Below are 24,138 nucleotides of genomic sequence, written 5' to 3'. Positions count from 1 at the left end.
CTCACTTTATATTAACAAACTGGTTATTAATGTCTTGTGACGGATTGTAATGCGCTTATTCTGTTTATCACTAACTAAACCAGTATATACTTAGAGAATTAATTACACCACCATCCCTGCATCCCACAAACAAAATTCACCAAATTTACCTCGTTTGCTTGTGCCACCAGCTGCTTTTCCTGCCTCTGTAAGTAGCAAATCACCTTCTTGTTCTTGTAAATACCCAGCTGCTAGCAATTTATCATTTAGCTCTTGTGTCTTAAGACCCAATTCTTTAGCAAGCTTGGCCGTCGTTAGTTTAGAATAATTTGGTGTCACCACTTCTGTGGTAGATTTCGCCGTTGTATTAACATTTGTATTAGTCATAGTATGACTAGAGGTGACTTTATTATCACTCCTACCATCAGCTGCTGTTACTTTTTCAAGCGACATTCGCACCTCCTCACTGATACGAATAATACGCTGCGCTTCTTCATAGGTATCGGCATAGAGCTTAGCATCTTCATTACGGTAAATAAGCACGCCCATTTCATTATTATTAACTTGGCTAAACTCATAAAGGTTTAAACTGGTAATGATGCATTCATTTTCATTGAGATAGCATTTGGCATGTAAGTTTTTACAAAAGCTAGTACGAATAAAGGTTAGATTTTTGAGCCAATTTATCTCCTCAGGGTGTAGATCATTTTTACCATAAACGATTCTAATATCAATTTTAAGACGGTTACGATCTTCTAGTAGCTCTTTAATACGTTCATTCAGCTTTAAATACGGACTAATAATGATCAATCTATCAGAAGCGTTTTTAATCAACTCTTCTAAATGATAAGTCGTACCACTACTATTTAAGAACTTTGCCATTTTTCATTCCTAACATCTACTATTAAAAATTGTGCTTATTCACAAAAAAAGCCCATCTCTAGACTACTAGAAATGGGCATGCTTGAAAACTACTATTGTTCAGTATTTTATCAAATAAATGATAAGTAAGTGATTATCTCGGCATTAAACAGGTTTATAGCTATCACGTAAGCTAACAATTTGGTTAAAGACCGGTTTATCCGTGCTGTGGTCTTCGCTATCAGAGATGAAATAGCCTTCACGCTCAAATTGAAAACGCGTGCCAGCATCAGCATTGGCAAGTGATGGCTCAACCACGGCATTTAGTTCAGTCAACGAGTTAGAATTCAATGCTTGATGGACGTCAGCGACGCCGCTTGGGTCTTCTACACTAAATAGCTGCTCATACATACGCACGGTTGCTGGAACGCCTTGACTAGCCGATACCCAGTGGATAACACCCTTAACCTTACGGCCTTCAGGATTTTGACCCAAAGTAGACGGATCAATGGTGGCTTTTAGTTCGACCACATTGCCAGCTTCATCCGTAATATGATCAGTCACTGCCAACACATAGGTGTTACGTAGGCGAATCTCTGGCTTTTCTGGTGACAAGCGTTTGTAGCCTGCTGGCGGTACAATCTCGTAATCGCCTTGGTCGATATATATGACCTCAGTGAATGGGATTTCACGCTCGCCCATATCGACATTAGGGTGATTTGGCTGCGTCAACCATAAGGTTTCCGCGGCATCATCAAAACGCGCGTTGACGCCATCAGCTTTTAGCGATTCCCAACTACCAACTGCTTCCGCAAAGTTTGTAATGGTTACCTTTAACGGTTTGAGTACTGCCATACCACGTGCAGTCGTCGTCTCTAACGATTGACGAATACTAAACTCTAATAAGCGAAAATCAACCACACTATCTACCTTTGTCACACCTACGCGATCACAAAAATCACGTAAACCTTCTGGCGTATAGCCACGGCGACGCATACCAGCGATAGTCGGCATACGTGGATCATCCCACCCACTAACAATATTTTCATCTACAAGCTGCTTAAGTTTGCGTTTACTGGTCAACGTATGATCCACATTTAAACGGCTAAACTCATATTGATGCGGTGGTACATCAAAGCCAATTTTTTCGATGACCCAGTCATAGAATGGGCGATGATCTTCAAACTCTAATGTACACAATGAATGAGTAATGCCTTCGAGTGCATCAGACAGCGGATGTGCAAAATCATACATCGGATAAATACACCATTTATCACCCGTTTGATGATGCGCTTGATGCATGACGCGATAGATGACAGGGTCGCGCATGTTCATGTTGGGGCTTGCCATGTCAATTTTGGCACGCAGCACCGCTTTCCCTTCAGTATATTTACCCGCTTTCATATCATTAAAGAGCGCTAGGTTTTCTTCAACGCTAGCGTCACGATGTGGTGATGACGTGCCAGCCTCATTAAATGAGCCACGGTTATCTTTCATTTGTTCAGGCGATTGCAAGTCAACATAGGCATCACCTTGCTCAATCAACTGTACTGCCCATGCATGTAGCTGATCAAAGTAACCTGAAGCATGGTGTGCGTCACCTGCCCAGTCAAAACCTAACCATTTCACATCATTTTCAATATTGTCGATGAAATCTTGCTTTTCTGCAGTTGGATTGGTGTCATCAAAACGTAAATTACAAACACCACCAAACTCCTCAGCCACACCAAAATTTAAACAGATAGACTTTACATGACCTAAATGCAAGTAGCCATTCGGCTCAGGCGGAAAGCGCGTCACGATTTGTTGCTGTTTTTGCGCATTGACATCGTCACGAATGATATTACGAATAAAATCGTTTTTTTGTTCGTCTTTTTGTGCATTGTTGCTTGAGTTATCACTCATCGGGCATTGCTCCTAACGCAAATTATCAGTTCACGATGCGTGCCATCACACATCATGGAATATTCAAACCAAACCATTAAAAACAGGTCATCAAAAAACTATAATAAAAAGGGATAAAGTTGCGTTATTCTATCAGCTTTTGCAAAGGCATTAACAGCCTGATACATGACACAGACTAAAAAAGCCGTTAGACTAGCCATAACTTTTTAACCACCAACTTTTAGCCACCACTTGACAGCGTCACTTGAGGCGCTGCAACCAACAAGGAATATCACATGGTAGACATGCCACCAGTAGTAGAACTAGACACCAATATGGGTGCGATCGTTATCGAACTCAATGCAGAAAAAGCACCAAAAACCGTAGAAAACTTTTTGAACTATGTAAAATCTGGTCAGTATGACGGTACTATCTTTCATCGCATCATTGATGGTTTCATGATTCAAGGCGGCGGAATGGACGCTGAAATGAACGAAAAACCAACCAATGCACCAATTGAAAACGAAGCTGACAACGGTCTAAAGAACGATGCTGGTACGATTGCGATGGCACGTACACAAGACCCACATTCAGCGACTAGCCAGTTCTTTATAAACGTAAAAGACAATGGCTTCTTAAATCACACTGGCAAAAACATGCAAGGTTGGGGCTACACCGTATTTGGTAAAGTAACAAGCGGCATGGACGTCATCGAAAAAATGAAAGGCGTTCCTACTGGTCGTTTCGGCATGCATGCTGATGTACCAAAAGAGCCAGTAGTGATCAACTCAGCGACTATTGTCTCTCAGTAGTAATTGACAGTTAATTGTTATTTGATAGATATTATTCAGTAAGCACTTATTCAGAGAGTATTTTAAAAAATGCACTCTTATAAGTCACAAGGATAAGGATAAATGCAAAGTTTTGACCATCTAATTACCACCCGCCCTCATGAGGTGCGACAAGTATTGATTAGCGATTTGCATTTATCGCCTGAAGAGCCTGCCTTAGTGCAGGCTTTTTTGGCACTGCTCGATGACTGCCTTGCGCTACCGGCGCTGGAACGCTTATTTATTTTAGGCGATTGGTTTGAGGCGTGGCTCGGTGATGACGTTTATTTATCACTATCAGAAGACGAGCGCCAAGAAAATTGGCTCACACCACTTATTATCAAGTTAAAAAAACTCCGCATCAGTGGTTGCGAAGTTTTGGTAATGCATGGCAATCGTGATTTTTTACTGGACTATTCATTTTGTAATCTGTTCGGTGGTGAGCTTATTTATGAGCCATACACCCTAAATATTGGACAACAAACTTATCGCTTAGAGCATGGCGATGCGCTCTGTACCGATGATAAAAAATATCAGTTTTTTCGCAAAATAATGCGCAACCGTTTAACGCAGTGGTATCTACTGAATAAATCGTTAGAAAAGCGCTTGGCTATCGCTGAGAAAATGCGCCGAAAAAGCCAGCAGAATAATGCCAATAAAGCCACTCATATTATGGATGTCAACGAAGACGCTGTAATACAGGCAATAACTGATAGTGATGCTCTATTGCATGGGCACACGCATCGTCCAGACATTCATCAGGCGACTGCTGATAAGAAACGTTATGTCTTAGGCGATTGGCGACTGTTAGATAAAAACACGCGCAAACCGAAAGTCAGTGCGGTGATTGGCGCAGTGACAGGCGACGAAAATACACATGATAGCTTTAGTAGTAAAAATGCTGAATTTGAATTGGTTGAGTTTAAAGCACTTGTTTGATATATGTTTTAAGTATACTTCAGATATAGAAAAGGGGCAGCTCACTTATGAGTTGACCCTTTTTATTTCGTCACTATTGGCTTGTATCTAAAACGCTTTACGTTTTAAGGAATCAACTTAAAAAAGTGCTGACGATAATGCTTTAGCTCACGAATAGAGTCGCGAATATCGTCTAGCGCTAGGTGACTGCCACCTTTTTCAAAGTTTCGTAAAATATCAGGGCGCCAGCGGAAGCATAGCTCTTTGATTGATGAAACATCGAGATTACGATAATGGAAAAAGCGTTCAAGCTCTGGCATTTGACGTGCCATGAAACGGCGATCTTGGCAAATTGAGTTGCCACACATTGGTGATCTACCACTATCGACCCATTTATTTAAAAACTTAATGGTCTCTGCTTCTGCTTCTGCCAATGTCACCGTACTACGGCGTACACGATCGACCAATCCTGATTGACCATGTTGCTTGGTGTTCCAGTCATCCATCTTATTTAAGACTTGGTCCGATACTTTGATAGCAAACACAGGACCTTCAGCAAGTACGTTCAAATCTTCATCAGTGACAACAGTAGCAATCTCGATAATTTCATCGTTTAAGGTATCCAGTCCGGTCATCTCTAGGTCAATCCATACCAACCCTTTTTTGCCTTGGTTTCTGATTTTGATTTTATTGGGATGGTCATCGGTACTCATATTTTGTCCTATGGTCAATAAATTTTGGCACAATGTTATAGTCGATTCAATTTAAAAGTAGTACAAGGCAGCCGAGTGTAGATGTATATCTAACACTTCAAACGAGGTTAACGCTGCAATAATTTTATAGTGGAATGACTATAGTACAACGTTAGCGCAATTTTAACTAAATAAACCATCTATAAATGGTCATGCTCAAATGATGTTATTTTGCGCTTGCTAATTTATAATGTGTTTAAAAATTAAAACATTACAAAACCACCGTCTGGTATAGGCGCTTTAGGCTGTATGTTAGCAAATTTTCACGCTACACTTAGCAATATTTTTTTAATAGGTCAAAACCCATGGCATTAATCAGGCAGCGCAAACTGACCAAACAACAGATTCGTCGCATCGATAAACAACAATTAGACAGTCAAGACAGTATCGATGACAGTTTGATGGATGGCGTGGTCATGGCGCATTATGGCAAACAACTGGAAGTACAGGTCACTAGCTTGCCGGCTGTGATACCTTTACAGCCAGAGATTGCCCCTGACGATCCTGAGCCGTTTTGGCAGACGCTTGAATTAAATGATATTTGGCGCTGTCACGTACGTACCAACCTACCAATGTTGGCCGCAGGTGATCAAGTACGCTGGACTGCGGACTCTAATACAGGTTTTGGACGTATTGAGTCCGTCAAACCACGTAGCTCACTTGTGTCCCGTCCTGATCGCTATCATAAGCTCAAACCTGTCGCCGCCAATGTTGATATTTTGGCCATTGTTTTTGCCCCATTGCCTGCTGCAGCGCCAACGCTTATTGATCGTTATTTAGTCGTTTGTCACCACGCTGGTGTAAAGCCGTTATTGGTGCTCAACAAAGCTGATTTATTGGCAGCAGAAAACGACGTCGATACCAATGAACTACTAGCACAGTATGCCGCACTCGGTTATGAGAGCGTGCTTACGTCAGTAGACTGTCCCGAAAATATTGCAGACAGTACTGACCAGCAAGGACTTGATGAACTAAAGCAGTATATAGACAAAAAGCTGGTTATTTTCGCTGGTCAATCCGGCGTCGGCAAAAGCAGCCTGATCAATGCACTATTGCCAAAGTCAGCACAGAGCGTCAATATTATTTCTGAGAACTCAAAACTCGGTCAGCACACCACGACCACCAGCCGTTTACTACCTTTTCACCCAAATGATTTGACACAAGGCGGTATCGTCGATACCCCTGGTATTCGTGAGTATGGTATTTGGCACTTAAGTCCCGACGACATTATCTCAGGCTTCATAGAGCTTGCACCACTCGCAGGTGATTGCCAGTTCCGTGATTGTCGTCATACTCATAACAGTAAAGGCTGTGCATTGTGGCAAGCAGTGGCTAACGGTGAGGTATTACAGCGCCGTGTCGAAAACCTTGTCACTCTCAGAGAAGAAGCAGATACCAAGCCTTATTAAGGTCTTATTAACGCTTAACTGCTAGGTTGTCTATCACACGTTTACTCTGGATGGTCTAATCGGTATAATAGCGCCTTGTTCAATATCGTTAGGCTGATGTCTCAGCTTAATAGAACACTTATTTTCTTGGAGGTATGGTTTGGAACGTGCGCTGGATTTTTTGGGCAATCACCCGTTTTTATTTGGTATATTAGCCGTACTTGCCGTCATGTTTTTTACGATTGAAAGCAAGCGTAGCGGCAAAAAAATATCGCCCAACACTCTTGGTATGATGGTGAACTCGCAAAATGCGCAGCTTATCGATATTCGTGAAAAAAAGAAGTTTGAATCAGGTTATATCCAAGGCAGTCGTAACATACCTTTCACTGTGCTAAAAGATCGCCTAGAAGAGATTCGCGCGATTGAGCAGCCAGTGATTATTATCTGTGATATAGGCGTGCAGGCAGGTGCTGCGATTCAAATGATCGGTAAAGATGATGTCTACCGTTTAGAAGGTGGTGTCGGTGGTTGGCAGAGCTCTGGTATGCCGTTGGTCGGTGTGACAAAAGCCAAATCAAAGACCAAAGGTAAAACGAAGCCTAGCCTGCATAAGTAGAATAGCACTCTACCAGTATCAATTATTAATAGTGGATTGGTCATGGCAATTAAAAGACACCTTATCAATGGGTGTCTTTTTTTGTGATATTTATGCTCATCTGCCGTACTTTTATGCGACAACATCTTGAATTCGCGATGCTCATCCCCACTGTAGTAATAAGCAGCACAAAATATATTTACCCTTTACACTAACCCTAAAAACACCATTAGCTGTATCAAAATTCTCTAGTCTACCATGTGTAGTATTTGCACCCATTTTGCTTGCTGAACTCATTTTTGTGAACGGCATTACTTATGGATGACATATTATAACAAGGCGTAAACTATGATATTTTACCAAACTAATTATAATGAATCCCTTGCCTCATACACACTTATAAATAAGGATTTACCATGACTGTATCTGTTAAAGTATATACCACGCCTATTTGTCCATACTGTACAAACGCTAAAAAAATATTACAAAATAAAGGTGTCGATTATGAAGAGATTGGTATGCACGACATAAGCAAAGAAGAGCGCCAAGCATTAATGAAAAAAACCAATAACTATCGTACTGTGCCACAAATCTTCATTGGCGATACCTTTGTCGGCGGTTTTGATGAACTCAATCAAATGAACCAACAAGGTAAGCTAGACGAGTTATTAGCAGGTTAATCTACTACTTTGTCATCTTCAACTATTATGAAGATAGGTAGTGGAACTGGCGATAAAAATATCGAGATGAAATATCCAAACTCAGTCTCGATTTATATTACAATTGTATTTTCTTAATTATTTGATTCAATTTTAGAGGAACTATCATGGCTGAAGAACAAGCACAACCACAATTGGCACTAGAGCGCATTTACGTAAAAGACATGTCACTCGAAGTTCCAGGTGCTGGCGTATTTACCAAGGAGTGGAACCCAGAGCTTGATATCAACCTGTCTAGCAACGCAGAAAAACTAGATGACGATCATTATCAAATCATTTTGACCGTGAGCGTTACAGCAAAAAATGCTGAAGAACCAGCGTTTATCGCTGAAGTTCATCAAGCAGGTATCTTCCTATTGAAAGATATTCCGGAAGACCAAATTGGTCAAATCCTAGGTGCCTACTGCCCTAATGTGCTATTCCCATATGCTCGTGAGGTCATCAGTGATATCGTGACACGTGGTAGCTTCCCACAGCTACTACTTGCCCCTGTAAACTTTGATCAAGCTTACGCGCAAAGCCAACAGCAAGCACAAGTTGGTGCTCAGGGTAACGCTTAGATCTTGGATTGATAATATATCAAGATAACAGCATCTAAAAGCCGTTGACTTATTATGGATGAGTTAGCGGCTTTTTTATGCTCTATTATTTGTGTTTTATTAGACATTCATTCTTTATAGAAACAGCCTTTTTTTATCACTAGGTATAGAAATCGCTAGGTATAAAAAAACCCTGCCAATAAATAATGGGCAGGGTCTGCGCTAGCGTCATCAATTATCTAAAATGAATGATTAGCCTTTTAGTGCTGATAAAATTTGTTGCTTCACATCATCAATACCTTGAGTACCATCAAATTTATCATAGTTAGGCGCATCAGTACCTTCTTTTGCTTTGTCTTGATAAAAACCAACCAAAGCTGATGTCTGCTCATGATAAGTCGCTAAGCGATCACGAATAGTGGCTTCTTTGTCATCTTCACGCTGAATTAATTCTTCACCAGTGACATCATCAAGACCATCTTGCTTAGGTGGATTATGATGGATATGATAAACACGACCAGAACCTGGATGTTGACGACGACCAGACAGGCGGTTAACAATTTCGTCATCAGGCACACTAATCTCGACCACATGATTAATGGCAACACCTGCATCTGCAAGCGCTTGAGCTTGTGGAATCGTACGTGGAAAACCATCAAAGATACAGCCATTTACACAATCAGGCTTGGCGATACGCTCTTTCACTAAGTTAATAATGAGGTCGTCAGAAACTAAGCCACCAGCATTCATGATATCTTTGGCTTTTTTACCCAGCTCGCTACCCTCTTTGATCGCTGCACGCAGCATATCACCTGTTGAGATTTGCGGGATATTATATTCTTTCGAAATAAATTGGGCTTGAGTGCCTTTACCTGCCCCTGGTGGGCCTAGCAAAATAATACGCATCATTATACGATTCTCCTCTTAATAGATAGGATTTTGGGACTAATACAACGTTGGGATTGGTTGTTTGCAAAGCTACCTTACCTTGTGGCTTTGCAAAGCTCAAGTACTTTAATTATTTGCGATGATACGTGACCATGACTTACCTGTTCATATAACACACTTGCACGATACTGTATCTGGCGATAGCGCTTATATTATAGAGTCTCACAGCAAAACAAACCTACAATAGATTGATTGTATTATGGGATTTGTTGATTAATTTCTACATTGACTTCAGTTTGCTCAGGACCAATCACAACAGGGTTTCCTGACAAATCTCCTGACTCTGCAGTGGCTGTACCACTATGGCTAATACGTGCGATGACGGCTAATTGAACTTTATTATCTCGTGCAGATTTTAACGTACGTTCAGGCATCATTGCATCTAAATCACTTAGGCTAATATTGGCTTCGCCCTGCTTAATGACACTGATTGGTAAGCGCTTAGCTGCAAATGGTGGTCCACCATTAACATCTCGTATCGCCACAAACAACACGTCATCACCCTTGACTAAAGGTAACAAGCTAGCACTTACTTTCACAGTGACTTCAACCCCTTCAGACGCTTGCGCACGCTGATCAGCCACACTAGCACTTAACTCATCCAAACTTGCCAGCGCTTGGGTATGGTCACCTGGTTTTGCAGAAATACTATCACGTAGACGCGTAATCCAACCTTGTGCTTCATCGAAGTTACTACTACGGGCTTCACCCATTGCCATGAGCATTTGCGCGCCTTCATGACCTGGATTTTTGGCCAACACACCTTCTAATACTCGGCGACTATTACCATCTAGCTGACCGTTATTAGCAAAAAAGCTAATTTGTGCATAAGTTGTCGCAATCTCTTCATTTTCTGGCGATAGACGATAAGCACGTGACAATGCCTCTAACGCCGAATCTGTCGCTTCTAATGATAAGAACAACTCAGATAGACGCATCCAACGATCTGGGTCATCAGCATGGCGGTATACATTAGTCTGCATGGCACTGATCAGCTGCTGACCATTTTCGACTGCCCAAGCAGGTGGCTGATCAATTTTACCCGTCAACAAATCATCGGCAACCTGAGCAACTTTGTCTTCAGCTGTCCAAAGTTCAAATACAGGTGTACGGTCGCCAACCATCAGATAAGACATACCTGTTAATACAGGCACCCAAACGATAATAATCAGTCGACTTTTAATACCGGGTGTAACCATCGGTGTGACATCACGTTGAGCATCTAGCAGCTGACGCTCAAGCTCAAGTTTTTGATTTTGATAATGACTATCATCAATAGTACCACTATCTTTATCTGTTTTTAGCTCTGCTAAACGCTCGCGAAATACAGCAAGGTTAATATCTAACAGCTGATTGTCTATCTGTTTCTGTTGAGAACGAGGCGCTCTTAACCACGGCATGATAACAATAACAGCAAGTATTAAGGCAATAAGTAAACTTATAGCGATAAATAAGCCCACAGTAGAAAATATGGTCATTTTTTGTCCTCGAGACTTGTGATGTCCTGATCTTTCTTATCATTGCTATCAGCACGTGATAACAAACGATCCAGTTCAGCTTTTTCGGCAGTAGACAGTGCCGTAGCAGTATTATTCACTGACACTCCACTTTCACCACTAGCAACAAGCTGGCGCCGCTTGCTTTGCCAAAACCAGCCTATCAATAAAATGATGAGTAATAATGGCGGAAAAAACCACAATATCCATGTTGATGGGCGTACAGGTGGCTTATAACTGATAAAATCTCCATAACGTTCTTGCATATAAGCACGTATCTCACCATCACTACGGCCGTCTTTTATCAAGTCATAAGTTTTTTGTTTCAGATCTTGAGCAATAGGTGCATCAGAGCCTGCTAAGTTTTGGTTCTGACATTTTGGACAACGTAGCTCTTCAATGAGACCACGATATTGCGCTTCTTGCTGTGGAGAATCAAAATCATAAACCTCAATCGCAGCATAACTGGTCACACTCAATAGACAAGCTATAATAAAACCGGCTAGCGTTAACAACCCTACCTTCATTTGATAAGCAATCATTTACACGCCTCCTCAATCTGACTTAACTCTGGAGTAACGTCGTTATTATTGGCGTCATTGAGTACCATCAAACAAGGCGTAATACGGCTTTGCCAGTTACTTTCATTAATCTCACCAATAATGTGCTGGCGAATAATACCTTCACCATCAACAACGAAAGTCTCGGGCGCACCAGTTAAACCCAAATCTAAAGCAAACTGACCGGATAAATCCTGAATAGACATTGAGAAAGGATCGCCACCTCGGTTCAAATATCCCAAAGCATCACCAATATCGTCTTTATAATTGACACCGACTAAATTGACACCACGCTCCTCTAATTGCATTAGAAAAGGATGCTCAATGATACAGGTAGGACACCAAGAGCCCCATATGTTCATCAAAAAAGGCTGATTGGGCAAATTCGCATTGGTCATGATACGACTGGTATCTGACAATAGCGGTAGCTCAAAATTGGGTACTGGACGTTCAAGCGCGGTATTAGTCACAATTTCTGTCGGCTTACCCAGACGCATGTACAGCATAACGACCAATCCGAAGAAGACAATGAGCGGTATTAAAAACCATAATTTAAGTTGCTTTTTTTTCATGGTTTTACGACTACTTTTCTTATCGTGCTGATCAGGGGTGTAGTTTGATGTACTCATGTTACTTACTTATCCCCCGCCTTTATAGTGGCTGCTTCTAAATCGGCAACAGTCGAAAATCCTGCTTTATTCGCCGCTATTTGTGCAGGCGTCTTGATTTTCTTGATACGATAACGACTATCAAACATGCTCAATAGCGCACCGAACGCCATAATTAGCGCGCCAAGCCATATCCAGCGAATGAGTGGTTTAACATATATACGTACTGCCCATTCATTACTACCTTCGGCAATAGGCTCACCAAGTGCCACATAAACATCACGCATCAGACTGGCATCAATGGCTGCTTCGGTCATCGGCATCATACTGATAATATAATTACGTTTGTCAGGATATAGTGTTGTCACAGCCTCACCATTTTTGGTGATGTCGACTTCAGCTTGCGTAGCATCAAAATTACTGCCTTTGATTTCCTTAAAACCCTTGACGGTAAAGTCATAACCTTGAACATGGACACTATCATTTGGTCCAAGCGCAACATCACGCTCAATGCTCAACGTGCTGGTAAACGCAACACCAATAACCGCTACAATCACACCGATATGAGCGGTCTGCTGACCCCAATAGCTAAGACGTAATTGACGTAAACCCTTGAAGAAACTAGGCGCATTTTTGGTTTTGTCCTTAAAGTCTACTACCATCCAGAACAAGACCCAAAAACTAACTGCCAATGTCACGCCAATATTGAGCATCGCAGACGGACTAACAAAATAGGTGATAATCGCTGCCAATACAATGCTGCTTGCCGCAATAACCGTACCAGAACCCAATAGCGGGCGGCTGTCTTTTTTCCAGCGAATATTGGATCCCATACCCATTGCGACCAATATCAACCAAGTCAATGGCACGAACAGCGCATTAAAATACGGAGGACCAACTGACACCTGACCCAAACTAAAGGAATCCGCAATAATAGGATATAACGTACCAAGTAAAACGACTAAGGTTGAGATCAACAAAATGACGTTATTGATAACTAAAAAAGACTCACGTGAAATCAACTGATATTGACTTTCAACAGTCAAACGCCAGCCTCGGACAGCAAACATAAATAAGCCACCACCGATAATCACACCCAGAATCACGAGGATAACCAAACCACGAGTCGGGTCAGCGGCAAACGAATGCACAGAAGTGATAACACCTGAGCGTACAAGAAACGTACCCAATAAGCTAAGCGCAAAGGCAAAAATCGCCAACATAATCGTCCATGCTTTAAATACACCTCGCTTTTCGGTAACTGCCATTGAATGTAACAGTGCTGTACCAGCCAGCCAAGGCATTAGAGAGGCGTTCTCTACTGGATCCCAGAACCACCAACCACCCCAGCCAAGCTCATAATAAGCCCACCATGAGCCAAGCGCGATACCAACTGTTAGAAACCCCCAAGCAGCGAGCGCCCATGGACGCGACCAGCGTGTCCATACAGCATCTAAACGACCTTCCCACAATGCGGCCATACAAAAAGCAAATGGCACGACTAGACCCACATAACCCATATACAACATAGGCGGATGAATAATCAAACCAAAATCTTGCAGCACAGGATTGAGATCTACACCATCAACAGGTAAATTAGGCAATGTACGATCAAATGGCGATGAGGTAAAAATAAGCATCGCTAGCATCATCATCTGCACACCGGCCAAAATAACCAGAACTCGTGCACGCATCGACAGTGGTAAACCACGACTGAAATAAGAGACCAACGCACACCAAGTGGCCATAATGGTCATCCAAAGCAGTAGTGAACCTTCATGTCCACCCCACGTTGCTGACAACTTATAATACCAAGGCAACAACGTATTAGAATGTTGCGTGACATAGACCAGGCTAAAGTCATTGTAATAAAAGCCTGCCATCAGTGCGCCAAATGATGTAATCATTGCAGCAAACTGTGCCCATGCTAGACTTGGTGCTAAACGCTGCCATGCAACATGGTCGCGCATGACGCCAACGGTCGGCAATACCACCTGCAAGATCGCCAACATAAAGGCGGCCAGCAAGGCAAAATAACCCAATTCTGTGATTAACATACGGTCTAACCTTGTTTACCTTAATACGGTCATAGTTTATTTTAGGGATTGGAATTTTAAGATGTTTGAAATATCTAGAACATCTAATATTTATGACTGCTGTATGTATGACTGCGATGATTATCGCCACCAGCCTGTGTAATTTGAGACCTTTACAGCATGGTACATTAGCGCCAACTTGTCACATTCTTGTATCCACTCTGTATGTGATGTGTGTAAAAAACATAAAAAGACACCTATTATTGAATTGCGGGGAAAAACACTAACACCAGATGTAACCAGCCAGCCAAAAATCCGGTCAACCCACCGAGCACAATCAATGTCATTTCATCTTCGCGGAAAGCTGGACGTAATAAATTTTGAAACTCATTTGGCGTCAGTGCACGAATACGATCACGAAACAGTCCAAATATTTTACTGGCACGACTTTCATTCAATTCAGGATCACGCAGTGGTACCATTGTTGCTACAATTGACTTATCAATAATCGTGTTTTTTAATTGACCGTACTCACGGCGACCTAAGCTCACACGCAACGTTGTACTAATAACAGGTGACTCTAACACTGTATATAAATGTGATTTCATCAACTCACGCGTTTGCACAGCACGATCGCCATACATCATCTCATTCATGATGTTTTCAAGCGTGACCAAATCTTTTACAACAATTTCAGCAAAAACCTCAGAAACTTCTTCTTGACGCTTCATAAAACCGCCTTGCAAACGATATTTTTCAATACGTGGCAACTGTGGTCTGATAAAAGGGAAATGACTTTGTACAGAAAAAAACTTCACATAGGATATAAAGCGCGGCTCTACTGGATTAAACACCATCCAAATCGCAATCCAGTTGGTGAGAAACCCCCAAATTGCTGCAAAAAATGGTACTGTCCAATGTTGCGGCACTAGCAAAAATATGAACATTTGAGTAATGCCAAAGAACAAGCCAATCAAAGCACTGATATGCCAAATAAAATCGATTTCTTTTTGACCAACTCTTAAAAACATATTAACCATCAAACGACGATCGCTCTCCATCGTATTGACAATCATTCGACGCATATCAACCAGGTCTTCGACGTGGTGGGTCAAGTCCGTCACTAAAGACTGCATAATACTAGGTAATTCTTGATGCGCTTGGGCATAAACACGGCGTTTGATTGCATAAGGCAAGTTACCCCACAGTGCTGGTGAATGATCTAACATGATCTCATCAATCAGCGCTTCGAGGTTATTATCAACAGTATCCGTGATAAATGTCGCCATCTGCTTAGGTTCCATCGCCTGAAAAAACTCATCAAGCGAGCCAAGCTTTGATAACGTTTGATCAACGATGACACCTGATATTTTACCAGCTTTGCGTGGAACAATACCCTGCCAGCCGACACCCGGCAACCCAAAAAAAGGTAGGTTTGGAATACGAATACCCCAAAATTTAATGGGATAAAACAGCATTTTAAGTGCCATCCACACGTGTATCCATGTGACAAATGCTGTCACAGGAGGAATCGTTAGCATGGCAAAAAATTCTGGGTGTTCAGCTATCGTCTGCCACAATGAAGTTGGGTCCATGACTTATCTTGTCCCTGACAGGTTGATTATCGTTGCTAATACTGTCGTTGCCAATATTGTCGTTACTAATAACGCGCCGTTTCTAAATTAGAACGTTTCACAAAAACACGCTCTATCCATAATTATTACTATAAAATAAATCGCCTGATTTTAGCATACTTGCTATGTATTAGCACACGCAGACCTTAGGCAAGTTGTGACTAGAGATGACATGCTTTATCAGCCTACACAGATAGAAAAGACCTAAATATAAGCTATCATTGATGTAGCAATAATAAAGACAAAACAAATAGCAAAGTACTGCGTGTTCTAACTTGTTCTGTTATAATTTATGGTTCAGTGACAACGCCTATCCATAGACAAATTGATTCGCTGTTATTTCAAACCATTACTTCTATATGTTTGAAATCCTTTATGTTTACTGCATACTGGTTAACGACCCCGCCTATTTTTATTTTATTGACTTAATCTGACCGTTCAGGCTTTAATTTTATATGAATAAACCAATAACTCCCAACAGTGAACAGGTCAGTCGTATCTTTACCCGTCGTATTATCGTCTTTGGTATTTTGATATTTATTGGGTTGGGCGGCTTAATAACGCGTTATGGTTATCTGCAAGTCTATGCCCATGATAAATACACAACACAAGCCGATAACAATCGTATCAAGCTAATATCTGCACCGCCGAGCCGTGGTTATATTTACGATCGTAATGGAATAATATTGGCAGACAATCAGCCTGTATTTACCGCAATGATAAGCCCTGATGAAGTTGAAGACCCAGAACGCACCTTACAGTTACTTGCACCTATTTTCGATCTGACAACGAAAGACATTACTGATATTTTAGCGCGTCTGAGCAGAAGTAAAAATGACCCTGTGACCATAAAAATTGACGTAACTGATGCACAGCTGGCACAATTTAGTGAACGTAAACCCTTCTTTCGTGGCGTGAGTATCCAAAGCAAGTTAACACGCGACTACCCTTATGGTGAACTATTTGCACACGTCATTGGCTATGTAGGGCGTATTAACGACAAAGAAAGCAAACGTATTGATAAAGACCGTTACGCTGGTACAGATCTAATCGGCAAAATCGGTATCGAAGACTATTATGAAGATGTATTGCTCGGGCAACCAGGTTATCAATCAGTTGAAACGGATGCTCTTGGTAATATCATTCGTCAACTAGATACCAAGCCACCTATCGCTGGTAATGACATCACCTTGTCTCTGGACTATGGCTTACAAACAATCGCTCAACAACAACTTGATGGCCGACGCGGCGCAATCGTAGCGATCGATCCCAAGAACGGCGATGTCTTGGCCTTTGTCAGTAATCCAAGCTATGACCCTAACCCGTTTATTTCAGGTATCTCTTTCCGAGACTATGGCGACTTGCGAGATAGTCCTGATCAACCATTATATAATCGTGCGCTCCAAGGCATGTATCCACCCGGATCTACTATCAAACCTTTTGAGGGCTTGGGCGGTATCCACTACGGCCTACGTAATTGGGATAGCACTATCTACGACCCCGGTTATTTCAGTTTACCTGGTGATTCACACCGTTTTCGTGACTGGAAACGAGGAGGACACGGTACCGTCGACTTAAAAAAATCAATTATGATGTCGGTAGATACCTATTATTACAAACTGGCCTACGAGATGGGTATCCAACGTTTGCATGACTGGATGGTACGCTTTGGGTTTGGCGAAAAAACTGGTATTGACTTACCCAATGAAAAACCAGGCATTATGCCTTCTCCAAAGTGGAAAAAAGATACCTACGATAAAAACTGGTTACCGGGCGAGACCATTTCAGTCAGTATTGGTCAAGGATATTTTTTGGCTACCCCGCTACAAGTAGCTAACGCCACAGCCATGACGGCCAATAAAGGCTACCATATTACCCCGCACTTACTCAAAAATAGTAACGGTGAAGCCAAGGTTGACGTCATCACCAAACCTGATGGTAAAATTGATTATAATGGTCAGCCTTCAGACTGGTTACGTATGCATGATGCTATGGAAAATACCGTGAAAAGCGGCACTGCTCGTGGTATTTACACCCCTCGTTACCGTATTGCCGGCAAAACGGGTACTGCTCAAGTAAAGTCTATTGCACAGGGCAAACGTTATGATAAATCCGCAATAGATAAACGCCATTGGGATCATGCTTGGTTCAATGGTTTTGCGCCAGTCGAAGACCCTCAGATTGCCCTTGCAGTACTGGTCGAAAATGGTGGTGGCGGTAGTACGGTTGCCGCTCCTATCGGCCGCGCATTATTTGACTATTGGGTACTACAACGCAAGAGCAATCCTATTTTGCCACCGACTGCTGATGAATTAAAAGTCATTAAACGCCAAAAAGCCTTTGAAAAAGCCATGAGTGACGCCTTACGTGATAAAGAAGAGGCTGCACAAGAAGCAGCAGTCGCTACCTCCGAGTAAAAAGACTGCCCGTGAGATAAGATAATGAATAAACCTATGAGCCGCCATAAACCTAAGAAAAACACCCAAACCAAAAAAGTCTGTGCAGCAGGCGATGTGCGTATCATTGGAGGTCAATTTAAACGTCGTATTGTAAGTTTCATCGATGCAGAAGGTTTACGTCCAACCCCTGACCGACTGCGTGAGACGTTATTTAATTGGCTGCTCGCTGACATTCATGGTGCCTATGTGCTTGATAGCTGCGCAGGCAGTGGTGTCTTAGGATTTGAGGCGCTGTCTCGCGGAGCTGCACACTGTACTTTTATTGAAATGAATCGTGCTCAAAGCGCTATGTTGCAGCAAAGTGCTGAGCAATTACGCCTCAATACTGACAACCATCAAATCATCACAGGCACAGCAGAACAAGTCTTAACACAAGAATCGTTTACTCCTCATACTTTCGATATTGTGTTCATTGATCCTCCGTATGCTCAAGACTTGTGGCAGCCGATTTTGATGGCACTCATAACTCAATCATTAATTGATACCGAAACGTTGATCTATTTAGAGGCTGACAAAGACCTAGAGAGTCAACTGCAGCAACTAGCAGATACTTTTAATGAAAATTTAACGTCTCAACCACAAGCAACACTAAAAAATATTGACTTTGAATGCTTGAAACAAACCAAAGTTGGACAAGTTGTTGCTGGACTTTATCGTCTATCATCGTCATAATTGCACGGTGATTACCAAACGTAACATTGACGATTGTGTCATTTGTCACATTTGATAAATCATTTAACATCACTAAAAAATGTCTAAAACCGCTTAAAACTGGCCAAACGCTGCAGTTAAATGTATATAAGGCAAAAATAAACCCTAATGCAGCTTGCAAGCGTAGGCTCTACTGCTTATAATGTGCAGTCTGTTTTTTGAGAGCCCCGTTCCCAGCTAAACTCTCAACGAATTCTAATTTTAAGGTTTTATCATGAAAACACTTAGTGCAAAACCAGCTGAAGTGACCCATGACTGGTATGTCGTAGATGCTGACGGCAAAACCCTTGGTCGCTTAGCCACTGAAATCGCTAGTCGCTTACGTGGCAAGCACAAGCCGTCTTTTACGCCGCACGTTGATACTGGTGACTTTATTGTTGTCATCAATGCTGACAAAATCACGGTAACGGGTAAAAAAGCGCAAGATAAAAAGTACTATCGTCACAGTGGCTACCCAGGTGGTATCAAAGAAACTAACTTCAGTAAATTGCTTGCACATAAGCCTGAAGATGTTCTACACAAAGCAGTTAAGGGTATGCTTCCAAAAGGCCCTCTCGGCTACGCGATGATCAAGAAGCTGAAACTATATGCGGGTACTGAACATCCACATGAAGCACAGCAACCTAAAGCACTAGACATCTAAGGATACACTTATGGAACGCAATTACGGAACTGGTCGTCGTAAGACTTCTACTGCTCGTGTCTTTTTATCAAAAGGTACTGGTAGCATCGTTGTTAACGGTAAACCACTTGACGAATACTTCAGCCGTGAAACTTCACGCATGGTTGTACGTCAACCACTAGAACTACTAGACTCTGTTAACGCATATGATCTATATGTAACTGTTGCAGGCGGTGGTATTAGTGGTCAAGCTGGCGCAATCCGCCACGGCATCACTCGTGCGCTAATCGAAGCTGACGAAGCTCTAAAACCTGCTCTAAAAGCAGCTGGCTTTGTTACTCGTGACTCACGTCAAGTTGAACGTAAGAAATTGGGTCTACGTAAAGCACGTAAACGTCCACAATTCTCAAAACGTTAATCAAAGCTATTTCTTACTGTTTTGCAGCTGTTGTCTTTTTCTCGGAGCGGCAGTCATCGCATTAAATAATAAGAATAGATTTGCAAAACCTTACAAGCTGTTCGCAGCTTGTGAGGTTTTTTTATGCCTAACTTTCAATATCAATAACTCACCACAGACTCACTGTATCAAAACCTAACTTGTAAACCAGTAAGCACTACCCCATTATCGTAATAACTTTTCATCATTAGCTTCAATGCGATAAAATAGCAATGATTCGATGCCATAATAAGTGCTGCAAAAGGATATTATGAAAGCGCCCGAACAGTATGATCCCAGTAAGCCACCTTCAAAAGACAGCATGCCCTCACCAAGCATACAGCCGTCAGCGAAGTCGCCTGCCCTACCTGATGGTACGCCAACTATTAGACAAACCCATAAGCGTACAGCGCAAGCTGATAAAAAACCTTTTCAATGGCAGTTTTTATTGCCTAAATACTGGGGTATATGGTTATTACTCGCTTTGGTTTTGCCACTGATTTATTTACCGTTACGCTATCAGTTTTGGCTAGGTCGTAAACTGGGTACTTTACTGTATAAAATAGCGGGCTCACGCCGACGTGATACCTTGATCAACCTCAAGCTAGCCTTTCCAGAAAAGCCAGAAATTGAACGAGAATTAATGGCCAAGCAAGTCTTTGTCAATCAAGGAATCGGGGTGTTTGAAACCTTGTGCGCTTGGTTTCGACCAAATATATTTACTCGCACGGTTTCTATCTCAGGCTTGCAGCATTTAGTTAACGCACAGAATGAAGGTCGCCCTGTTATCTTACTCGGTGCGCATTACACCATGCTTGATTTAGGCGGCTTATTTTGTGCCCAGTTTTTTGCCTTAGACTGTATGTATCGTACGCAAAATAACCCACTCCTTGACTGGTTCATTTATAACGGTCGTACCAATATCTTCGGTAAACAAATCTCCAGTCGAGATATGCGTAGCTTGGTCAGCTCCATCAAGGCCAAACACGTTATTTGGTACTCTCCTGATCAAGACTATGGTCTTAAGCAAGGTGTCATGGCGCCATTTTTTGGTGTGCCAGCAGCCACCATTACTGCCTCACGACGTATGGCCAAATTGGGTGACAAGACTCATCCACCAGCGTTTATGGCGCTACATACCTATCGTCAAACGCCTGATAACTTACCTAGGGGCAAACGTCCGCATTATCATCTGACGATTACGCCTGAGATAAATAACTATCCCAGTAATGATGAAGTCGCTGATGCCACTCAAATTAATGAAATCTTAGAAGGACTCATTCGTATTGATCCAACGCAATGGATGTGGTTTCATCGGCGCTTTAAGCATGGGCCGACAGGTCGCACAGGTATCTATAAGTAGTTTTTATTCCAAAGAATAAGCGATGGCAAAATTTGTTATACTTTGCAGCTAATATTTTTATTGTAAGCAGCACACAGATAACAATACTTTTATAATAATTTGATAAACGAAATAACGGATTTCCTATGACTAGTAATAGTACACCTAACAACCAAACCTCTACCGAAGCACCAGCTGTAAAGCGTGTTCTGACTGGTATTAAACCTACTGGCACCCTACATTTAGGTAACTACGTTGGTGCGATTCGTCCAGCCATCCAAGCGATTCAAAACAGTGACGATGAAGCGTTTTTCTTTTTGGCAGACTATCACGGTATTATTGGCTGTTACGATCCCGCTATCATCCATGAGTCAACCAAAGCGATTGCCGCAACTTGGATTGCTTGTGGCTTAGATCCAGAGCGTGTTACTTTCTATCGTCAGTCAGACGTGCCTGAAATTCAAGAGCTAGCATGGGTATTGAGCTGCTCATGTGCCAAAGGTTTGATGAACCGTGCTCACGCTTATAAAGCAGCTGTCGATATCAATATGGAAAAGGAAGACGTCGATCCAGATCAAGGTATCAACATGGGACTATTCGGTTATCCGGTACTGATGGCCGCTGATATATTGATGTTTAATGCCACTCATGTACCGGTAGGTCGTGATCAAGTACAACATATCGAAATGGCACGTGATATCGCAGGTACTTTTAATCATCGATACAAACCCCTCTTTACACTACCATCGGCGGTTGTAGATGATGATATTCCATTATTAACAGGTCTTGATGGCCGTAAAATGAGTAAAAGCTATAACAACACCATTCCTCTATTTGGTGATTCTAATCCGCAAGTAAGTGCCGAAAAGCAAATGCAAAAAGCCATCATGAAAATCGTTACTAACTCGCAACTGCCTGATGAGCCGAAAAATCCTGACGACTCGGCTATTTTTGAGATTTATAAAGCCTTTGCAACCCCTAAAGAAATAGCGGACATGCGTGAGAGTTTTGCCACTGGTATAGGCTGGGGAGATGCAAAAAAAGCCTTATTTGAAAAAATAAATGATGAAATCGCGCCTTTCCGTGCGCGTTATCAAGAACTGATGGCCAATCCGAAAGAGCTAGAAGAAATCTTGCAAATGGGCGCAGAAAAAGCACGTCGTCATAGCCGCAAGCAACTGGATAAAACACGCCGAGCCATTGGCATCAAACCACTTGCCAAGCTTAAATAATCCATTGGATACAAGTCAGTTGTTAAAAGAAGCTCCAGCGACTGCTGCCAGCGCTCATGATATGTCATTGCGTATTTATCAGACGCCAGTGCAGCATTTGCCAGAAGACTTGTACGTGCCACCGCAAGCATTTGCGATTTGGTTAGAACAATTTGCCGGGCCATTGGATTTTCTGTTGTACTTGGTCAAAAAAAACAACGTTGACTTGACCCAAATGCCAATACTGCCCATCACTGAGCAGTATTTGGCTTACATCAACGAGTTGGATACCGATCACTTTGAGTTGGCTGGTGACTATTTGCTGATGGCATCGACATTGATTGCCATTAAAACAGAATTGCTATTGCCTAGGCCAGAAGCACCCACCGATGAGCGAGACCCAAAGGCAGAGTTAATTGAACGGTTAGAGGCGTATGCACAAATCAAAGTCGCCAGTCAGCGCTTAGACAACTTGATTCGTCTTGAACGTGATGTGTTTTTAGCGATGGTGAGCCTGCCCAGTCAAGATGTTATGAATAGTGAACTGCCTAACTACTCGCCAAATTTATTGATTGATAGTCTGTTTAAGATGCAGCTACAGCCAGATTATCAGATGCATAATATTAAGGTCGACACCGTTCCACTCGCTGACCGTATAGCCAGTATCAGTCGGCAATTAAGCACAGATGGTGCACGACCTTTTTATGAGTTATTAGATAAAGCCCAAGGTAAAATAGGCGTCGTGGTCAGTTTTGTCGCAATATTAGAGCTGATGAAACGGCAGTTGGTTGGTGTGGTAAACACTGAGTTAAAAAACACTTCTACTGCTGAGCTTGACCCTGTTCAAGGCCGTCAAATGGAATTATTAACGTTGCAGTGGTTGGCCTAACCATCATCTACCTAACTATTAATACATACCATCATTTAAAAAGAGTAGCTTTGTAATGACAGATACCTCCAACTCAAAGCAAGGCCATGAGAAACAATCATCAGTAGCACTACTGTCATTGACCGATGAGCAACGTCAGCACTTAGAGAGTATCAGTAAGGATATTGAGGTGCTATTACATGCCTCAGAAGCGCCGCTAACTGCTCACGCGTTAAAGAAGCATCTGTCTTTATCTACCAAAGAACTGAATCAAGCGTTGTCTTTATTGCAGATACGATTAGATAGCGGTGTACTAAGCTTGCACGAGACCGCTAGTGGGTATCGACTACAAATATCAGATAACTATAGCACCTTAATTCAAAGCATCTTTCCACAGCGTCAGGAGCGCCTCAGCCAAGCGTTACTAGAGACATTGAGTGTCATCGCTTATAAGCAACCGGTTACACGTAGCGACATCGAGTATGTACGCGGCGTGACGTTATCGAGCAATATCTTGCGTCAACTGTTTGATAAAGGTTGGATCAAGGAAAACGGCTATAAAGAAACTTTAGGTCGCCCTGCATTACTACACACGACGCCACAATTTTTGGATGCCTTTGGACTCACTGATTTAGATGAACTACCACCGATGCCAGATATGGAGACCATCAAAGCCATGTCTTAGAACTTCAACGCTTTGAAAGTACTCAATGCACAATATCGGGATAGCCATACAATCTTA

General features: G+C 42.1%; 23 protein-coding genes. 14 read left to right on the top strand and 9 right to left on the bottom strand.

Annotated elements, in window-relative coordinates:
* Positions 1-102: 102 nt before the first annotated feature.
* Entirely contained in the window at positions 103-861 is a 759-nt protein-coding gene (locus tag ACT3QP_RS06520; RefSeq protein ID WP_444524904.1) for a phospholipase D family protein, read from the bottom strand.
* Positions 862-1,005: 144 nt separating this feature from the next.
* Positions 1,006-2,745, bottom strand: a complete 1,740-nt coding sequence (locus ACT3QP_RS06515) for a glutamine--tRNA ligase/YqeY domain fusion protein (RefSeq protein ID WP_444524903.1) — start codon at positions 2,743-2,745, stop codon at positions 1,006-1,008.
* A gap of 275 nt (positions 2,746-3,020) precedes the next feature.
* Here ACT3QP_RS06515 and ACT3QP_RS06510 point away from each other — a divergent pair, with 275 nt between their 5' ends.
* Both ACT3QP_RS06510 and ACT3QP_RS06505 read left to right on the top strand, forming a co-directional pair.
* Entirely contained in the window at positions 3,021-3,536 is a 516-nt protein-coding gene (locus ACT3QP_RS06510; RefSeq protein ID WP_444524902.1) for a peptidylprolyl isomerase, read from the top strand.
* A gap of 102 nt (positions 3,537-3,638) precedes the next feature.
* Complete coding sequence (locus ACT3QP_RS06505; RefSeq protein ID WP_444524901.1) at positions 3,639-4,493, top strand: UDP-2,3-diacylglucosamine diphosphatase; 855 nt, start codon at positions 3,639-3,641, stop codon at positions 4,491-4,493.
* A gap of 104 nt (positions 4,494-4,597) precedes the next feature.
* Here ACT3QP_RS06505 and orn read toward each other — a convergent pair whose 3' ends face one another.
* Complete coding sequence (gene orn / locus ACT3QP_RS06500) at positions 4,598-5,185, bottom strand: oligoribonuclease (protein ID WP_444524900.1); 588 nt, start codon at positions 5,183-5,185, stop codon at positions 4,598-4,600.
* Between the two features lie 344 nt (positions 5,186-5,529).
* Here orn and rsgA point away from each other — a divergent pair, with 344 nt between their 5' ends.
* The 4 genes from rsgA (at position 5,530) to secB (ending at position 8,486) form a co-directional block, all read left to right on the top strand.
* Positions 5,530-6,633, top strand: a complete 1,104-nt coding sequence (gene rsgA, locus ACT3QP_RS06495) for a ribosome small subunit-dependent GTPase A (protein ID WP_444524899.1) — start codon at positions 5,530-5,532, stop codon at positions 6,631-6,633.
* A gap of 139 nt (positions 6,634-6,772) precedes the next feature.
* Entirely contained in the window at positions 6,773-7,228 is a 456-nt protein-coding gene (locus ACT3QP_RS06490; RefSeq protein ID WP_444524898.1) for a rhodanese-like domain-containing protein, read from the top strand.
* Positions 7,229-7,623: 395 nt separating this feature from the next.
* Positions 7,624-7,887 (top strand): glutaredoxin 3, encoded by a 264-nt coding sequence (grxC, locus tag ACT3QP_RS06485; RefSeq protein WP_444524897.1) that lies wholly within the window; start codon positions 7,624-7,626, stop codon positions 7,885-7,887.
* A gap of 143 nt (positions 7,888-8,030) precedes the next feature.
* A complete protein-coding gene (gene secB, locus ACT3QP_RS06480) occupies positions 8,031-8,486 on the top strand; it encodes a protein-export chaperone SecB (protein ID WP_192518317.1) in 456 nt (151 codons plus the stop codon).
* A gap of 231 nt (positions 8,487-8,717) precedes the next feature.
* Here the strand turns inward: secB and adk are convergent, their stop codons facing one another.
* The 6 genes from adk to ACT3QP_RS06450 form a co-directional block, all read right to left on the bottom strand.
* A complete protein-coding gene (gene adk, locus ACT3QP_RS06475) occupies positions 8,718-9,374 on the bottom strand; it encodes an adenylate kinase (protein ID WP_444524896.1) in 657 nt (218 codons plus the stop codon).
* Positions 9,375-9,610: 236 nt separating this feature from the next.
* Positions 9,611-10,891, bottom strand: a complete 1,281-nt coding sequence (gene ccmI / locus ACT3QP_RS06470) for a c-type cytochrome biogenesis protein CcmI (protein WP_444524895.1) — start codon at positions 10,889-10,891, stop codon at positions 9,611-9,613.
* Complete coding sequence (locus ACT3QP_RS06465) at positions 10,888-11,436, bottom strand: cytochrome c-type biogenesis protein (RefSeq protein WP_444524922.1); 549 nt, start codon at positions 11,434-11,436, stop codon at positions 10,888-10,890. Before ACT3QP_RS06465 ends, ccmI begins: the two co-directional genes overlap by 4 nt.
* An 11-nt stretch (positions 11,437-11,447) precedes the next feature.
* Positions 11,448-12,098 carry a DsbE family thiol:disulfide interchange protein gene (locus ACT3QP_RS06460; protein WP_444524894.1) on the bottom strand — a complete coding sequence of 217 codons (651 nt, stop codon included), beginning with the start codon at positions 12,096-12,098 and terminating at the stop codon, positions 11,448-11,450.
* Positions 12,099-12,103: 5 nt separating this feature from the next.
* The gene (locus ACT3QP_RS06455) at positions 12,104-14,134 is read right to left on the bottom strand and encodes a heme lyase CcmF/NrfE family subunit (RefSeq protein WP_444524893.1); all 2,031 of its coding nucleotides are present in this window, start codon (positions 14,132-14,134) and stop codon (positions 12,104-12,106) included.
* 239 nt (positions 14,135-14,373) lie between these two features.
* Entirely contained in the window at positions 14,374-15,708 is a 1,335-nt protein-coding gene (locus ACT3QP_RS06450; protein WP_444524892.1) for a hypothetical protein, read from the bottom strand.
* A gap of 494 nt (positions 15,709-16,202) precedes the next feature.
* Between ACT3QP_RS06450 and mrdA the strand changes: the two genes are divergently transcribed.
* The 8 genes from mrdA to scpB all read left to right on the top strand — a co-directional run bounded on the left by mrdA (position 16,203) and on the right by scpB (position 24,081).
* On the top strand, positions 16,203-18,164 hold the full coding sequence (mrdA, locus tag ACT3QP_RS06445; protein WP_444524891.1) for a penicillin-binding protein 2: 1,962 nt from the start codon (positions 16,203-16,205) through the stop codon (positions 18,162-18,164).
* 36 nt (positions 18,165-18,200) lie between these two features.
* Positions 18,201-18,878 carry a 16S rRNA (guanine(966)-N(2))-methyltransferase RsmD gene (gene rsmD / locus ACT3QP_RS06440; protein WP_444524890.1) on the top strand — a complete coding sequence of 226 codons (678 nt, stop codon included), beginning with the start codon at positions 18,201-18,203 and terminating at the stop codon, positions 18,876-18,878.
* Positions 18,879-19,131: 253 nt separating this feature from the next.
* Positions 19,132-19,560: a 50S ribosomal protein L13 gene (gene rplM, locus ACT3QP_RS06435; RefSeq protein ID WP_192518281.1), complete on the top strand. Its 429-nt coding sequence runs from the start codon at positions 19,132-19,134 to the stop codon at positions 19,558-19,560.
* Between the two features lie 10 nt (positions 19,561-19,570).
* Positions 19,571-19,957, top strand: a complete 387-nt coding sequence (gene rpsI / locus ACT3QP_RS06430) for a 30S ribosomal protein S9 (RefSeq protein WP_192518280.1) — start codon at positions 19,571-19,573, stop codon at positions 19,955-19,957.
* A gap of 289 nt (positions 19,958-20,246) precedes the next feature.
* Positions 20,247-21,338: a lysophospholipid acyltransferase family protein gene (locus ACT3QP_RS06425; RefSeq protein WP_444524889.1), complete on the top strand. Its 1,092-nt coding sequence runs from the start codon at positions 20,247-20,249 to the stop codon at positions 21,336-21,338.
* Between the two features lie 125 nt (positions 21,339-21,463).
* Positions 21,464-22,549 (top strand): tryptophan--tRNA ligase, encoded by a 1,086-nt coding sequence (locus tag ACT3QP_RS06420; RefSeq protein ID WP_444524888.1) that lies wholly within the window; start codon positions 21,464-21,466, stop codon positions 22,547-22,549.
* Positions 22,550-22,610: 61 nt separating this feature from the next.
* On the top strand, positions 22,611-23,417 hold the full coding sequence (locus ACT3QP_RS06415) for a segregation and condensation protein A (RefSeq protein WP_444524921.1): 807 nt from the start codon (positions 22,611-22,613) through the stop codon (positions 23,415-23,417).
* A gap of 118 nt (positions 23,418-23,535) precedes the next feature.
* Positions 23,536-24,081, top strand: coding sequence for an SMC-Scp complex subunit ScpB (gene scpB, locus ACT3QP_RS06410; RefSeq protein WP_444524920.1), 546 nt, complete (start codon positions 23,536-23,538; stop codon positions 24,079-24,081).
* Positions 24,082-24,138 lie beyond the last annotated feature (57 nt).

Source organism: Psychrobacter sp. AOP7-B1-24 (genome assembly GCF_052376215.1).
Classification (GTDB): domain Bacteria; phylum Pseudomonadota; class Gammaproteobacteria; order Pseudomonadales; family Moraxellaceae; genus Psychrobacter.
The sequence above is the reverse complement of the archived record's forward strand: the minus strand, read 5'-3'. Positions and strand labels throughout refer to the sequence as shown.